This is a genomic window from Pseudoalteromonas sp. T1lg24 (genome assembly GCF_002964745.1).
Lineage (GTDB): Bacteria > Pseudomonadota > Gammaproteobacteria > Enterobacterales > Alteromonadaceae > Pseudoalteromonas > Pseudoalteromonas spongiae.
Genome location: NZ_PQCB01000004.1, coordinates 85,928 through 100,221, shown reverse-complemented (window position 1 = coordinate 100,221; position 14,294 = coordinate 85,928). Strand labels below are relative to the sequence as shown.

The following is a 14,294-nucleotide window of genomic DNA, read 5'->3' as shown; positions in this document are numbered from 1 at the left end:
AAATAGAGAAGTAAATGAATAAAATAGAAGGTTTCGATGGACTAAGAGCTATAGCTGCAATATCAGTTGTTCTTACTCATTTACATGTATTCAAGACTTATCAAGACAATGGCTGGATCCACGAGTCTTTAATAAGTACTATAAATGGTGATTCTGGAGTTCAAGCTTTTTTTGTTTTGTCGGGCTTTTTAATCACTAACCTCCTGTTAATTGAAGTAGCTAATAATGGAAAAGTTTCGCTGTATAACTTCTATGTGAGAAGGTCTCTAAGAATATTCCCTCTATATTTCTTGGTAGTTTTTTTGCTTTTTATTTTCCACATTACTGGTGAAGGGGTAACCAACTATAAATCATTAGCATTCGCTGGAACTTATTCTTACAACTTTATTCCAAAAGTTTGGTATTCTGGAGTGCTAGGTCATACATGGTCACTAGCAGTTGAAGAGCATTTTTACTTGATATGGCCATTCTTATTCATTTCTTTCTCACTTAAGCTTAGAAAACTTTCAATTGTAACGTTTTTATTTATCTTGTTATCTTTCTTTGCGGCAATAATTCTAACAAATATTGACTGGCTTAATGCGAACTTCTTTATCAAAAGATGGACGTTTATTGCTGGCGCTAATATCGCTATGGGAGCATTGCTCGCAATGGTGTTAAAAGATGAATTTCTTGGTGAGAAGTTGAGCACTTTTTTACAAAGTAAGATCTCAATATTTGTTATATTGATTATTGTTTTCAATCAAGTATTTACAAGTGATCTTAATTATTTTATTTCTCAATACTTGAGAGGTATTGGGTTTACCTTACTTATAGGGTGGATATACCTAAACCAAAGCAGCAAATTGACTCAGCTACTTGAAACGCAACCATTGAGCTATTTGGGAAAAGTTTCTTATGGAATCTATATGTATCAAGGTTTTTTTCTTTCTACTGGGCCATATCGAGCGCACAATCAAACTTGGCCACCTGAACAATATTTCGGAATAATACTTCTCATAATTACAGTTCCTTTGTCTTATCACTATTTTGAAAAACCTATCATGAAACTCAAGTATAAGTACCAAAGGCCTACAGCCAAAGAGCCTAACAGACCAGTGCAGCAGACTGCTGACACGGCGGCTGATTGAGACTTTATATACCATACGGAAGTTAGTAGATATGAAGCTTAAGATATGCATTGCTTTTTTTGTTGGCGTGTTTACGAGCGCAATTTTTTTTGGAATCTATGGGTATCAGCTACAGCAAAAGTTACTCACAAGTGAAATTACAAAAACAAGTATTGATTTTGCTTCTCGGGTTAACTCAGTTGAAAACTTGGAAAAAGGTGAGCACGAAGTAGTCATAGCTCTTAATGTTGTACTTATATGTTTAGGTATCGAGACATTTGAATATAAAGTTAATCATAACGAATATAGTCCTTCTAGACAGATTGACGCAGAGCAAACTTTGAGTTCCGCCAGAGGTATTTTAAACAGATACCGAGAAAAGTTGGAGCTTTCAGGGTGTTAACAGCACATATTAAGCCGTTTTAGCCCGCTGCTGCGCGCAAGTGTAGCCCCCCCCCCTCAATTTGCCCCTTAGCGGGGTATTATCATTTACCACTTCTAGCACAAACTGCCCTTTAACTTAGGTGTGAGTTCCCCTGCTAATCAAACCTGAAAATATAAATTAAATAACAATTGCCAGCATGGATGCCGATTCATGGCGTTTATGTTCACATTTGAATTTTGTTTGAAGAATAGTTTGATTTCGGGGCGTCGGGGGAATCCAAAGGGGGGCCGGCGTTTTTAAGGTTAGCATTAAAATTCATCCTTGAAGCTGGGTTACATCGGTCATCCATGACCTCATTTCAAAGCACTGCGAAACTCCGTTTCGGTTACTTTTCATCTTTTGGCTGCTGTCGCCAGCGCGACAAACATGATTTGCTAGTGCAGGATAGCTCAAAAAAACTCCCAAACTACCGTTTTTGTTTTTGAGAACTTTCAAAAGCTAAGAAGTCATTAAACCGTCACTATACCCAGCGGCTTTGCCGTTTTCCATGCACCACGAGTAAAATCAGGAATATCTACCGACTTTGCACGATTATTCAGTGATTCAGCACTCAGCGGGCTAATCACCGACCATGCTGCGCCATCGTAGACATCTTGGTCTAGTGGTTCGCCATTACGTAGGCAGTAAATCATGCGCCAGAACATTAAGAAATCCATGCCGCCATGGCCACCATTGCGCTCAGCTTCTTTACCCATTTTTACCCACAGTGGATGGTCATATTTGTTATACCAAGACTGCATATCGTAATCCCACTCGTGGAAATTACCACTGCCGCCCTCTTCTAACGCGATACGATTAGGGAAGCCTGCAAATACGCCATTAGTGCCTTGAATTAGATTATGACGAGAATACGGGCGCGGCGTTGTGGTATCGTGCTGTACCATAATAGTGCGACCTTGGACCGTTTTAATCAGCGTAGTGCTGATATCGCCATTAATGTAGTTTAACTGGTTACGCTGATGGTCGGCTGAGAATTCTTTTTTCGCATAAAGTGCGCGGCCAAGTGCCGGTGAACTCATTGAGGTAAGGTAGTCAAAACGATCGCCACGGTTAATGTTCATATATTGTGACACAGGCCCTAAACCATGAGTTGGATAGAGGTTTCCGTTACGCTTTGCATGCCAGCCCGTACGCCATGAACCTGTTTTAGTTTCAAGCTCTTTCATCTGCCAACGCAGTTCATGAATATACGCCGCTTCACCGTGCAGTAACTCACCAAAGAGTCCTTGGCGAACCATGTTCAGCACCATTAACTCATCGCGGCCGTAGTTCACGTTTTCCATCATCATACAGTTCTTTTGCGTACGCTCAGCAGTATTAACGATGTCCCACATTTCTTCTACTGTGGTAGCCAGCGGCACTTCAACAAACGCGTGTTTACCACTTTCCATCGACTCGATTGCCATTGGCGCATGCCATTTCCAAGGCGTTGAAATGATTACAATATCGATATCTTGGCGGTTAAGCATTTCACGGTAGGCATATTCGCTATTACCGTAAAGTGCCGGCTGTTTATGACCGTTGTCTGTTAGAAACTTCGCAGAGCGCTCAAGCACTTCTTGGTGGTTATCACAAATCGCAACAATTTCAGCGCCTTCAATATGGCTCATGCGTTTAACATGACCATAGCCGCGCTGACCCACACCAATAAAACCAACACGTACCACATCCATTTTGGGCGCAATTAAGCCAATTACACTTTTGCCCTGCTGTTTTGCTGGTGTAAATTGATTATTTGACGTTGCACAAGCAGCGGTTAAACCCGCAGCTGCAGTGACAGTTGCGGCTTTTAAAAAACCGCGACGATCCATATTTTTCATGTGTATTTCCTTTGAACGAACTATTTTTATTATTCAGTATTAATATCTCATTGCTTATTTCAGGGCAAAACAATGCGATTAATAAAAGCGTTAACTTTAAAAACAAAAAAGGCAGCTAGGCTGCCTTTTATCAATACAAGTTTATTTGAACAAAATTTCTTTCAGCGTTTGCTCTTTTTTAAGTAAGTCTTTATACAGTGCAAACTGGTTACGTGCGCGGTCTAGATTATGATTGTCGCGGTGAATGGTAAAGTAGTTATCGCCATCTAAATAATCTGTTAAAAAGCGCACGCCAATCATAAAGCTCATCACCTTAGCGCCAAGCCAAAAACTTTGCTTTTCTTTTTCAGACAAAACATTTTTAAGCGGCTCTACATAACCCTCAACAATTGACGCAAAAATATGCTCACGTACTTTCACTTTATCTAAATTAGTTGAGTCTTCCGCTTCTGGTGAGCAAAATGTGCGTACCATATCACCAAAATCAAACATCCAATAACCTGGCATACAGGTATCTAAATCAATAACGGCCTTTGCTTGATCTGACTTTTTACAAAACAGCATATTGTTGATTTTAGTATCATTGTGGCATGCGCGTACGGGTAAATCTGGCACTATATCAGCTATTTCGTCGAGCAGCTGACGTTGCTGTTGGCAAAACTCAATTTCTGCTGCACAAGTATTCACACGTGCCACTTTATCGGCCGAAACCGCCTCTTCTAACGCATTAACACGCATTGCAAGATTATGAAAATCTGGGATCACAGTTTTAAGAGAGTCGGCTTCAAAATCATTCAGTGCTTTTGCAAACTGACCAAAAGCACCGGCGGCAATTTTTGCTTTTTCGCTCGATTCAACCACGTCTTCACTGTAGCTGCCGCCTATAAATTCAAGTGCGCGCCACGTATCGCCATTAAGGCGCACTAAATGCGTTTCATCTTGAGTTGCGACATGCTTAATTACATCGAGATCATACGCGTTTTTTTGCGCTTTTTTAGTCAAGTGCTTTTCAATTTTGCGCGCATTTGATACCAAGGCCTGTGAATCCGGAAACACTTGGGTATTTAGCTTTTGCACCACTAAATGCTTTTCTGGTGAACTTAAAAGTAGCGTGGTATTAATGTGACCACTGCCAATTGGCTTAATTGAAATGCCTGTTTGCCCCAACCCATATTGGTTAGACAAGGCCAAGGCTTGCTCTTGATACGTCATTGTAATCTCTTGCAACTGCTCATATTTACTCATTTAATTGCTGAGCAACGCGCGCCAAATCATCGCTATAGGTTACACCCAGCCAGCAGTCCTTGGCAGGTAACAACTCGACAACTTGCGCATGCTGCGCAACTAAATACTGGATTTGGTCTGGTAGAAAAAACTCGCCATTGATAGCGCTGTCATACTGTTTTAAAAACGCGATAAAGCCATCTTCTAATTGGTTGAATATCTCAAAACCCAGTGCCCAAATGGTCATTGATGCGTAGGTGTTTGGTGACAGGGTAACCTGCTCACCAGAAACGGTTTCACCACGAAGATCTGCATCAATATTTAAAACTTCGGTAATTTTGTTTAGCTGTGAGCCTGAAAGTTCACAGATCCCACGATTGACACCGCCTTGCTCAGTCAGTGTGCTCGCTAATGGATAACCTAATAAACGCCATGCGCCATTATTTTGCCAGTTTGCAAGTAAGGTACTAAAGGCTGATTTTCCATAATAATCATCTGCGGTGATCACCACACAGTGTGCTTTTACAAATTGTTTCGCAGCGAGTAATGCATGACCTGTACCCCATGGCTTTTCACGCTCAGAAAACATGCCTTTGTAATGTGGTGGTACATCCGAAATCGATTGTACGGCAATATCAACCGTTAAATCTGGATGCAAACGAGGCAGTATTTGAGCCTCAACGGTTTGCTTAATTGCAGCATTAACAACTAATACCACATGGCGTATTCCGGCATTAAACGCATCCGAAATACTGAGTTCAAGCAGCGTTTTTTCAATACCCGGTACAACGGCAAGCTGTTTATTGCCACCAAAACGTCGCCCGAGACCGCCTGCGAGAATCACTAAGCTGACGTCTTTTGGAGAAATAAGCGAGTTTGATGCGATATTACCGCGACTTCCATGCATCATGAATATTACAGAATGACTAATCTAAACAAAAAATAAATTCTACAAGGCTTTTTACGCAATTGCATTAACTAATTTAGCACGCTAAGTCACCAGGGTTTTATGCTTGCTCCAACCAAACCAATGCATCGTGATGATTATTGAATGATTCAATTTCGCCCGGCATAAACCAATTTGAAACATGCATTACCCCTTTTTGCCAACGATGTGAGCAAATAACGGCGATTTTTTCGAATTCTCGACGATGTTTCATGCCAAACTTAAAGTCATCCCACGCGGCATTCATGGTCCAGCCATCCAGCTCGGTAATATCAATTAAAACATTCAGCTTGGGCTGTGTTACTTCACTAAGCGCTGATTCAATGGTGGGCACCATGTACTGATAGTCATCATGTTGCAGTGTGCCAAATGCGCGAATGTGAATAAAGAATGTCGATTTAACGCGACTTAAACCAATACTGATCCCATGTGGTTTCATAAGCTTTCCCGCTCTTAGTTATAGTTTTAGATTAAACAAAACAGATTCAAGCATCTTTGATATTAGACAAATTTCAGGCAATAAAAAAGCGCTCAAAGAGCGCTTTTCTAAAACATTAATCACTGTGTAATTAGTGTTCCTCGTTTACAATATTCAAATTGTACTTTGGAATTTCTACGACTAGGTCTTCATCTGCGATAATTGCCTGACAGCCAAGGCGTGATTCAGGCTCTAAACCCCATGCTTTATCCAGCATATCATCTTCAAGTTCATCACTTTCTTCAAGCGAATCAAAACCTTCACGCACAATTACATGACATGTAGTACATGCACATGACTTTTCACACGCATGTGGAATTGAAATACCATTTTTAAGCGCAACATCAAGCACCGTTTCGCCAGTAGGTGCTTCAATTGCCGCGCCTTCTGGACAAAGTTCTTCATGTGGTAAGAAAATAATTTGTGGCATATTAAACCTCATCTACCGACTGGCCAGTTAAAGCCTGTTTAATTGAATCATCCATACGGCGCGATGCAAACTCACTGCTTGCTTTATCAATGGCTTCAATGGCTGATTTTAGTTGGTCTGGCGTTGTCGCCGTTTCGCGAAGTACCGCTAATTTGCTGATTTCGCTTTCTAATTCGCTTTTTTCATCAGTTGAAAGTAAGTGACCACTTTGATCAAGTGATGCATTTAATGCTTCAATCACTCGTAGCGCTTCAACTTGTTGCTCTTTTAGCATACGTGCTTGCATATCGTCTTTAGCATTAACCAACGACGATTTAATCATATCAGCAACTTGGTTATCTGATAAACCAAACGATGGTTTAACCTGAATTTCAGACTGCACACCTGTGGATTTTTCCATTGCACTTACGCTTAGAAGACCGTCCGCATCTACTTTAAAGGTTACACGAATATGCGCCGCACCCGCCGCCATTGGTGGAATCCCTTTTAAGCTAAATTTAGCCAGTGAGCGGCAATCATCTACCAGTTCACGCTCGCCTTGCAGCACATGTAGCGACATTGCCGTTTGGCCATCTTTGAACGTAGTAAACTCTTGTGCACGAGCAACAGGAATAGTGGTGTTGCGAGGAATGATTTTTTCAACCAAGCCACCCATGGTTTCTAAACCGAGTGAAAGCGGTAATACATCAAGCAGCAACATATCTGAATCAGGTTTATTACCTACTAATATGTCGGCTTGAATTGCCGCACCCAAAGCAACAACTTGGTCTGGGTCAATTGAAGTAAGTGGTTCTTTACCAAAAAACTCACCTACTTGCTCACGGACGATTGGCATACGGGTAGAGCCACCAACCATTACAACTTCAAGCACGTCTTCTTTTTCAACACCGGCATCTTTCAAGGCGCGGCGCGATGCACGTAATGTCTTTTTCACAAGGCCTTGTGCTAATTCATTAAAGAACTCTTTCGTTACTTCAATTTTAAACTGCTGCTCGCCTAAATCTAAGCCGACGTTTACCAGATTGTAATTAGTAAGCGCTTCTTTACATGCGCGCGCTTTTTCCATAAATAAACGCAGCGTGTCTGCATTAGGTGCGTTAATGCCGGTTTGCTCTTTAAAGTAATTCACCAACAGTGCGTCAAAGTCATCACCGCCAAGTGCCGAGTCACCGCCCGTCGCAAGAACTTCAAATACGCCTTTATTCAAACGCAGAATTGACACATCAAAGGTACCGCCACCTAAGTCATAAACCGCGATAACACCTTCTTTACCTGAATCTAAACCATAAGCAACCGCAGCGGCTGTTGGTTCGTTAAGTAAGCGCAGTACATTTAAGCCAGCTAGTTCTGCGGCATCTTTGGTGCCTTGACGCTGTGCATCATCAAAATACGCAGGAACAGTGATCACCGCGCCAGTAATTTCTTCACCGCCGAAGCTGTCCATTGCACGCGCTTTTAGCGCTTTTAGAATCTCGCTCGACGCTTGAATTGGGTTAATGTTGCCCTGACGTGTTTGAATTGCTAATACGTCATCGTCGTTGCTAAATTGGTATGGCAGTTGGTCGGCAATCTGACTGATTTCTTGGAATGATTTACCAAGAAAGCGTTTTACCGAAATAAGCGTATTGGCAGCGTCTAGCGGTGCATCTACCTTGGCTTTTTCGCCAACAGTAATTGTGTTCTCACCATAATGGATGGCTGATGGCAAAATTGTTTTGCCCATTAAGTCTGGCAGTACTTTGGTTTCGCCACTTTGTACTGTTGCAACCAGCGAGTTTGTGGTTCCTAAGTCAATGCCAACTGCTAATTTGTGCTCATGTGGTGATGCACTTTGGCCTGGTTCTGCTATTTGGAGTAACATGTTTCTCGCGTCCTAATTAGTCGTCGAAAAGCGAATCTTCAATGCGCTCTAATTCTTCTCGTAACTTATAAATAAATTTAAGCTTGCGTACTATATCTGCGGCAATTTTAAGCTGCTCTTGGTCGTCACTGTCAATGTGCTTTTTGAGCTCTGCGTAATAATCTTGATGAAGTTCTTTTACGTGATTTTCGAACTGTGCAATTGCTGCTTCAGGGTCTGCTGCGTCAGTAATTTCACTTAGCTCTTCTCGCAGCTCCATCTGCTGCATTAAAAACTCAGGGTCTTGCAAAGTCTGTTGCTCAGCACGAATATCAATGTGCTTTTCTGCTAAAATGTATTCTGCGCGTTTTAGCGGCTGCTTGATAACCTGTAATGCGTCGTTTAATTCTGCCGTTTTTTGTACCGCAAGCAGTTGTTGCTGTGCGCCTAAACTAGCATGACGATCAGGGTGAAGAATTTTTTGCAGTTCGAGATAGCGTGCGTTAACAGTGTTGAGATCAACATCAAATTGGACAGGGATTGCAAATAACTCAAAGTATTTCATAGTAACGAAAAAATCCTCGCTCTTAATTGCACACAAGCCCCGCAATTGCAGGGCTTAATAAATTAGATCAAATAGTAAGGGTTATACGGTAAAGCTTTCGCCGCAACCACACTCACCATTTTGATTCGGGTTGTTAAATTTAAACCCTTCATTTAGGCCTTCTTTAACAAAGTCCAGCTCAGTGCCGTCGATGTACACTAGGCTTTTACCATCAACAATGACGGTTACACCGTTATGTTCAAAGGTTTCATCGCCTTCCGCTAACTCATCAACAAACTCAAGTACATAGGCAAGGCCTGAGCACCCTGTTGTTTTAACACCAACGCGTAGGCCTAGACCTTTACCGCGATTGGTTAAAAATGAGCGTACGCGATCAGCGGCTGCATCTGTTAAAGTAATCGCCATAAATTATTCACCGTGCTTTTTTTTGTAATCCGCAATCGCTGCTTGGATTGCATCTTCCGCTAAAATTGAACAGTGAATTTTAACTGGCGGTAATTCTAGTTCCGCTGTGATATCAGTGTTTTTGATTTCACCCGCTTCGTCTAGGCTTTTACCTTTAACCCATTCAGTTACTAGTGATGACGATGCAATCGCGCTACCACAACCATAGGTTTTAAATTTTGCATCTTCGATGATGCCATCGTCAGATACCTTAATTTGCAACTTCATTACGTCACCACACGCTGGTGCGCCAACCATACCCGTTGCAACACTTGGGTCATTCTTGTCGAAAGAACCTACGTTACGTGGATTCTCTACATGGTCAATTACTTTGTCACTATATGCCATTGCTTGTTACCTCAATACCCAATTCATTTAATTAGTGGTGTGTCCACTCAACAGACTCTAAATCAACGCCTTCTTTATACATTTCCCATAAAGGAGACATTTCGCGCAAACGGCCAATTGAGTCTTTGATTAACTGAACAGTGTAATCAATCTCTTCTTCAGTCGTGAAACGACCAATACTGAAACGAATTGAGCTATGTGCTAATTCGTCGTTACGGCCTAGCGCACGTAATACGTAAGATGGTTCTAAACTTGCCGATGTACATGCAGAACCTGAAGATACCGCGATATCTTTAAGTGCCATTAGTAATGACTCACCTTCAACATAGTTGAATGAGATATTTACAATACCTGGTACTGATTGCTCTGGTGTACCGTTAAAGTAAACTTCTTCGATATCCGACATAATGCCATCAATCAAACGCTTACGTAGTGCACTGATGTGTGCGTGATCTTTATCAAAATCTTCATTTGCAACTTTGAACGCCTGACCCATACCTACGATTTGGTGTGTTGCCAGTGTACCTGAACGCATACCACGCTCATGACCACCACCGTGCATTTGTGCTTCTAAACGCGCACGCGGCTTACGACGAACATAAAGTGCACCAATACCTTTCGGGCCATACACTTTGTGACCAGAGAAAGACATGAAGTCTACTTTAAGTGCTTGCATGTCGATTTTTACTTTACCTGCGCTTTGCGCACCATCAACATGGAACATGATTTTACGTTCGCGACACATTTCGCCAATGGTTGCGATATCTTGTACTACACCTAGCTCGTTATTTACGTGCATTACGCTCACAAGCACAGTGTCATCACGCATTGCTGCTTCAAGCTTCTTAAGGTCTAGTAAGCCGTTTTCTTCAACGTCCATATAAGTAACTTCAAAGCCTTGACGCTCAAGTTCACGACACGTGTCTAATACGGCTTTGTGTTCTGTTTTAACTGTGATTACGTGCTTGCCTTTTTTCGCGTAGAAATTAGCAGCACCTTTAATTGCCAAGTTATTTGATTCTGTAGCACCTGATGTGAAAACGATTTCACGCGGGTCTGCATTGATTAATTCAGCAATGTCGTGACGCGCTTGGTCAACCGCTTCTTCTGCCTGCCAACCAAAACGGTGAGAACGTGACGCAGGGTTACCAAAATTACCGTCCATTGTTAAACACTGCATCATAGCGTCAGCTACACGCGGATCGACAGGTGTTGTGGCGGCATAATCTAAATAAATTGGTAACTTCATATTTACTTGCTCCGAATTGCTACATTTGGCAACTAATTTGATATTTTCAAGCTGACTGAGTGAATTTTCAACGGCTTTTTCAACCGTTTGGTCTTGGCGACCAGCAACTTGTTGCACATCTTTTTTGGCAACTAACTCAGCTAACGTAATACTGTTTAAAAATTCTTCGATGCGCTGGCTCAATTCACTCCATAATGAGTGTGTTAAGCAGCGAACACCATTTTGGCAATCGCCTTCACCACCACAACGTGTGGCATCTACCGATTCATTGACTGCAGATATGATATCGCCAACTGAAATCTCTGAGGCTTCCTTACCTAGTAAGTAACCACCGCCAGGACCACGAACAGAGCGTACTAAATCTTGCTTGCGCAAACGCGAAAATAACTGCTCAAGGTATGAGAGTGAAATGTCTTGTCGTTCTGAAATTTCAGCGAGGGGAACTGGGCCAATTTTAGTATGAAGCGCCACGTCTAATAGTGCAGTTACTGCATATCGACCTTTCGACGTTAATTTCATGCTAAGCCCCCATCATCAATAAGAGTGCGAATTTTAATTACCTGACTAAGATAGTCAAGTATTTATTGTTCACACTTAGGTTATTCTTTAGTCTTGCTATATATAAGCTAGAACAGAATAACCTAGTAATTTACTCAAGTATTATTTTAATTACCTGAGTAAATTAGTCAAGTATTGTCTTTAAGCTATTCGCTGTCTTTTTTCACAACTGATTTGTCAATCGAGGTTAAAATCCCGCGCAGAATGTTAAGCTCTTGCTCTTCTGGGCGTGCACGATTAAATAAACGGCGTAGCTTAGTCATTACTTGACCTGGATGTTGTTTAATAATAAAGCCCGTGTCTGACAAGGTTTTTTCTAAATGTTGGTAGAAAAGCTCCATCTGTTCAGAACTTGGGTATACCGCATCATCTTGCTCAATTTGTTGTTCGCCTTTGGCAAGGTAGCGCATGCGTGTTTCATAACACAGGGTTTGCACAGCCATAGCAAGGTTCAGTGACGAGTATTCAGGGTTAGCTGCAATACATACGTGGAAATTACACAGTTGCAGCTCTTCATTAGTTAAGCCGCTATTTTCACGACCAAATACAAGCGCTACATCACCTTCTTGCTCTGTACCAGCAAGCAGTTTTTCGCCGCACTCAACAGGGTTAACCATTGGCCAAGATAAAGTACGTGAACGCGCACTGGTGCCAATCACGGTATTACAATCAGCAATCGCCTCTTGCAAGGTATCAACAACTACCGCATTACCTAGTACATCGGTTGCTCCCGCTGCAAGTGCACTTGCGTGACTATCGACAGGGTTAACAGGATCTACTAAATAAAGCTTGCTAAAGCCCATTGTTTTCATTGCACGAGCAACTGAACCAATGTTACCTGTGTGCGAAGTATTAACCAGTACAATACGAATTTTATCTAGCGTCATGTTACGTTCTAAACTCTGAAATTTTATCTGGCGCGGATTTTAGCCTACTCATCATTAAATTTCGACTATTACACCGCGATTAGCGATTTTTTAGCACACCAGTTTGATTAATTGTTAACCAGAGATTAAATTTATTATTTTGGTTTACAACCGCAAAAAAGTCGCTAAAATAGCGCGGCTGAACTGAGGGGTGACCAAATTAAGGCACAACTTAGTAGTTAATGAGTTCTTTTAAAACCTAAAGGTAAAGCTATGCATCCAATGTTAAACATTGCGGTTCGCGCTGCGCGAAATGCAGGTAAAGTTATTCTTCAAAAATTTGAAGAGAAAGATAAAGTTGAAGTACTTCAAAAAGGTAGCAACGACTTTGTAACTAACGTAGACAAAGACGCGGAAGCGATGATTCGCGACACTATTTTAAAGTCTTACCCTAAGCATAGCATTGTAGGCGAAGAGCTAGGTCAACAACTTGGCAGCGACGCTGATTACCTTTGGGTTATCGATCCACTTGATGGCACGACTAACTTCATCAAGGGCATTCCACACTTCGCAGTATCTATTGCATTAAAAGTTAAAGGCCGTACAGAGCAAGCGGTTGTTTACGATCCAATTCGTGGTGAATTATTCACAGCTACACGCGGTCAAGGCGCACAGCTTAACAGCAAGCGTATTCGTGTAAATAAGGCAACTGACCTTTCAGGTACTGTGCTAGCAACCGGCTTCCCATTCAAGCAAAAGCATCATATGGAAGAATACATGAATGCATTCAGTGCATTATTCGTTCATACAGCAGATATGCGCCGCGCAGGTTCTGCAGCGCTAGATTTAGCTTATGTTGCAGCGGGTCGTGTTGATGGTTTCTTCGAAATTGGTTTAAAGCCATGGGATACTGCAGCAGGTCAACTACTTGTTAAAGAAGCAGGTGGCTTAGTAACTGATTTTGCTGGCGGCAACAACCAAGATAAGTCAGGCAATATTGTATGTGGCGCACCAAAACTTGCACAAGCGATTGTGAAAGAGCTTCGTCCACATTTAAGCGATGCATTACTTAAATAATCGCATGCTTTAACTAGGTTTTATAAATAAGGAAGCACATTGCTTCCTTATTTTTTGTACCAAAGCGCGTTATTTTGCAACAGCGCTGTATTTGTAAAATAATCATTTTCTAAATAATGTATTTCGCGCTTCGCTAAGTTTAATTGGCTCAGCCCTTCTGCAAAATAATCATCAAACAACTTATCAAATCGACCATCAGCAATCATTTCTGTTAACCCTGCTTGCAGTGCATTGGCTAACGCCGTTTTTTCTTTATTTACAAAAAAGTAGAATGCCGCAGGATAATTTATTAAATGCGATGTCTCTATCGCCAAACCAAGTGGCTTAAACTCCAAAAGTTCATCTTGAATTTCAATGACAGAGCGGGGGAAATAATCCACCTGCCCACGAGAAACTAAAGTGAACATGGCTTTATAATGTGCAAATGCTTTTACTCGGTAGCCATTTTGCGCAAGAATTTTAGTATCGGGCCAATCGTGCCCCTGAACCGCAGTAAACTGCTTTAGCTTGTCGCTATCAATCGCAGTAAAGTCACTTTGCCGATCGTCTTTAATCAGCGCAATACGTTTACCAATCAACCCTTTAAAAATAGGAATAGGAATTGCGGTAGCAATGGCTTCGCGGTCAGGACTCGTCATGCCCCAATGAATATCTACATCACCTTGGCTGAGTTTTAGTAAGGTACGCTGCTGGTGTGGGTGAACAGGCACATGTTGTAATTGGTACGGCTGATTGGCCAGTGCCAACTCTAACAGGCTAACAATGTAATCATCTCTTGGGTATAGCTTGCGCTGCTCTTTGGCAACTTTCACAATTTCTGTTGCTGCTACTGAACAGGTTAAAAGTGAAATAAGCGCTATAAAACAATATGGTACATTTGTTCTCATATTACTTG

The 14,294-nt window shown here is 41.7% G+C and carries 15 protein-coding genes and 1 pseudogene; 3 read left to right on the top strand and 13 right to left on the bottom strand.

The window, feature by feature from the left end:
• Positions 1-14: 14 nt before the first annotated feature.
• Both C2M30_RS01795 and C2M30_RS01790 read left to right on the top strand, forming a co-directional pair.
• A complete protein-coding gene (locus C2M30_RS01795) occupies positions 15-1,130 on the top strand; it encodes an acyltransferase family protein (protein ID WP_105170459.1) in 1,116 nt (371 codons plus the stop codon).
• 31 nt (positions 1,131-1,161) lie between these two features.
• Positions 1,162-1,512, top strand: coding sequence for a hypothetical protein (locus tag C2M30_RS01790; RefSeq protein WP_105170458.1), 351 nt, complete (start codon positions 1,162-1,164; stop codon positions 1,510-1,512).
• A 491-nt stretch (positions 1,513-2,003) separates the two neighbouring features.
• Here the strand turns inward: C2M30_RS01790 and C2M30_RS01785 are convergent, their stop codons facing one another.
• The 12 genes and pseudogenes from C2M30_RS01785 to trmJ all read right to left on the bottom strand — a co-directional run bounded on the left by C2M30_RS01785 (position 2,004) and on the right by trmJ (position 12,343).
• The gene (locus C2M30_RS01785) at positions 2,004-3,374 is read right to left on the bottom strand and encodes a Gfo/Idh/MocA family protein (RefSeq protein WP_105170457.1); all 1,371 of its coding nucleotides are present in this window, start codon (positions 3,372-3,374) and stop codon (positions 2,004-2,006) included.
• Between the two features lie 141 nt (positions 3,375-3,515).
• Complete coding sequence (locus tag C2M30_RS01780) at positions 3,516-4,619, bottom strand: phosphotransferase enzyme family protein (RefSeq protein WP_234004664.1); 1,104 nt, start codon at positions 4,617-4,619, stop codon at positions 3,516-3,518.
• Positions 4,612-5,508 (bottom strand): NTP transferase domain-containing protein, encoded by an 897-nt coding sequence (locus C2M30_RS01775; RefSeq protein ID WP_105170456.1) that lies wholly within the window; start codon positions 5,506-5,508, stop codon positions 4,612-4,614. The genes C2M30_RS01780 and C2M30_RS01775 overlap by 8 nt, the downstream gene beginning before the upstream one ends.
• A gap of 97 nt (positions 5,509-5,605) precedes the next feature.
• Positions 5,606-5,983, bottom strand: coding sequence for an STAS/SEC14 domain-containing protein (locus C2M30_RS01770; RefSeq protein ID WP_010561884.1), 378 nt, complete (start codon positions 5,981-5,983; stop codon positions 5,606-5,608).
• A 130-nt stretch (positions 5,984-6,113) separates the two neighbouring features.
• Entirely contained in the window at positions 6,114-6,452 is a 339-nt protein-coding gene (gene fdx / locus C2M30_RS01765; RefSeq protein WP_100914000.1) for an ISC system 2Fe-2S type ferredoxin, read from the bottom strand.
• A gap of 1 nt (position 6,453) precedes the next feature.
• Complete coding sequence (hscA, locus tag C2M30_RS01760) at positions 6,454-8,313, bottom strand: Fe-S protein assembly chaperone HscA (RefSeq protein WP_105170455.1); 1,860 nt, start codon at positions 8,311-8,313, stop codon at positions 6,454-6,456.
• 16 nt (positions 8,314-8,329) lie between these two features.
• Positions 8,330-8,857 carry a co-chaperone HscB gene (hscB, locus tag C2M30_RS01755; RefSeq protein WP_105170454.1) on the bottom strand — a complete coding sequence of 176 codons (528 nt, stop codon included), beginning with the start codon at positions 8,855-8,857 and terminating at the stop codon, positions 8,330-8,332.
• 81 nt (positions 8,858-8,938) lie between these two features.
• Positions 8,939-9,262 carry an iron-sulfur cluster assembly protein IscA gene (gene iscA / locus C2M30_RS01750; RefSeq protein ID WP_010561888.1) on the bottom strand — a complete coding sequence of 108 codons (324 nt, stop codon included), beginning with the start codon at positions 9,260-9,262 and terminating at the stop codon, positions 8,939-8,941.
• Positions 9,263-9,265: 3 nt separating this feature from the next.
• Entirely contained in the window at positions 9,266-9,649 is a 384-nt protein-coding gene (gene iscU, locus C2M30_RS01745) for a Fe-S cluster assembly scaffold IscU (RefSeq protein ID WP_010561889.1), read from the bottom strand.
• Between the two features lie 31 nt (positions 9,650-9,680).
• Positions 9,681-10,898, bottom strand: coding sequence for an IscS subfamily cysteine desulfurase (locus C2M30_RS01740; RefSeq protein ID WP_199775868.1), 1,218 nt, complete (start codon positions 10,896-10,898; stop codon positions 9,681-9,683).
• 19 nt (positions 10,899-10,917) lie between these two features.
• Positions 10,918-11,417, bottom strand: a pseudogene (iscR, locus tag C2M30_RS21590) (Fe-S cluster assembly transcriptional regulator IscR).
• A gap of 185 nt (positions 11,418-11,602) precedes the next feature.
• Positions 11,603-12,343 carry a tRNA (cytosine(32)/uridine(32)-2'-O)-methyltransferase TrmJ gene (trmJ, locus tag C2M30_RS01735; RefSeq protein ID WP_105170452.1) on the bottom strand — a complete coding sequence of 247 codons (741 nt, stop codon included), beginning with the start codon at positions 12,341-12,343 and terminating at the stop codon, positions 11,603-11,605.
• Positions 12,344-12,595: 252 nt separating this feature from the next.
• Here trmJ and suhB point away from each other — a divergent pair, with 252 nt between their 5' ends.
• On the top strand, positions 12,596-13,399 hold the full coding sequence (gene suhB, locus C2M30_RS01730) for an inositol-1-monophosphatase (RefSeq protein WP_010561893.1): 804 nt from the start codon (positions 12,596-12,598) through the stop codon (positions 13,397-13,399).
• A gap of 47 nt (positions 13,400-13,446) precedes the next feature.
• On the opposite strand, the gene C2M30_RS01725 is transcribed toward suhB, so the two are convergent.
• Positions 13,447-14,286 carry a substrate-binding periplasmic protein gene (locus C2M30_RS01725; protein WP_105170451.1) on the bottom strand — a complete coding sequence of 280 codons (840 nt, stop codon included), beginning with the start codon at positions 14,284-14,286 and terminating at the stop codon, positions 13,447-13,449.
• Positions 14,287-14,294 lie beyond the last annotated feature (8 nt).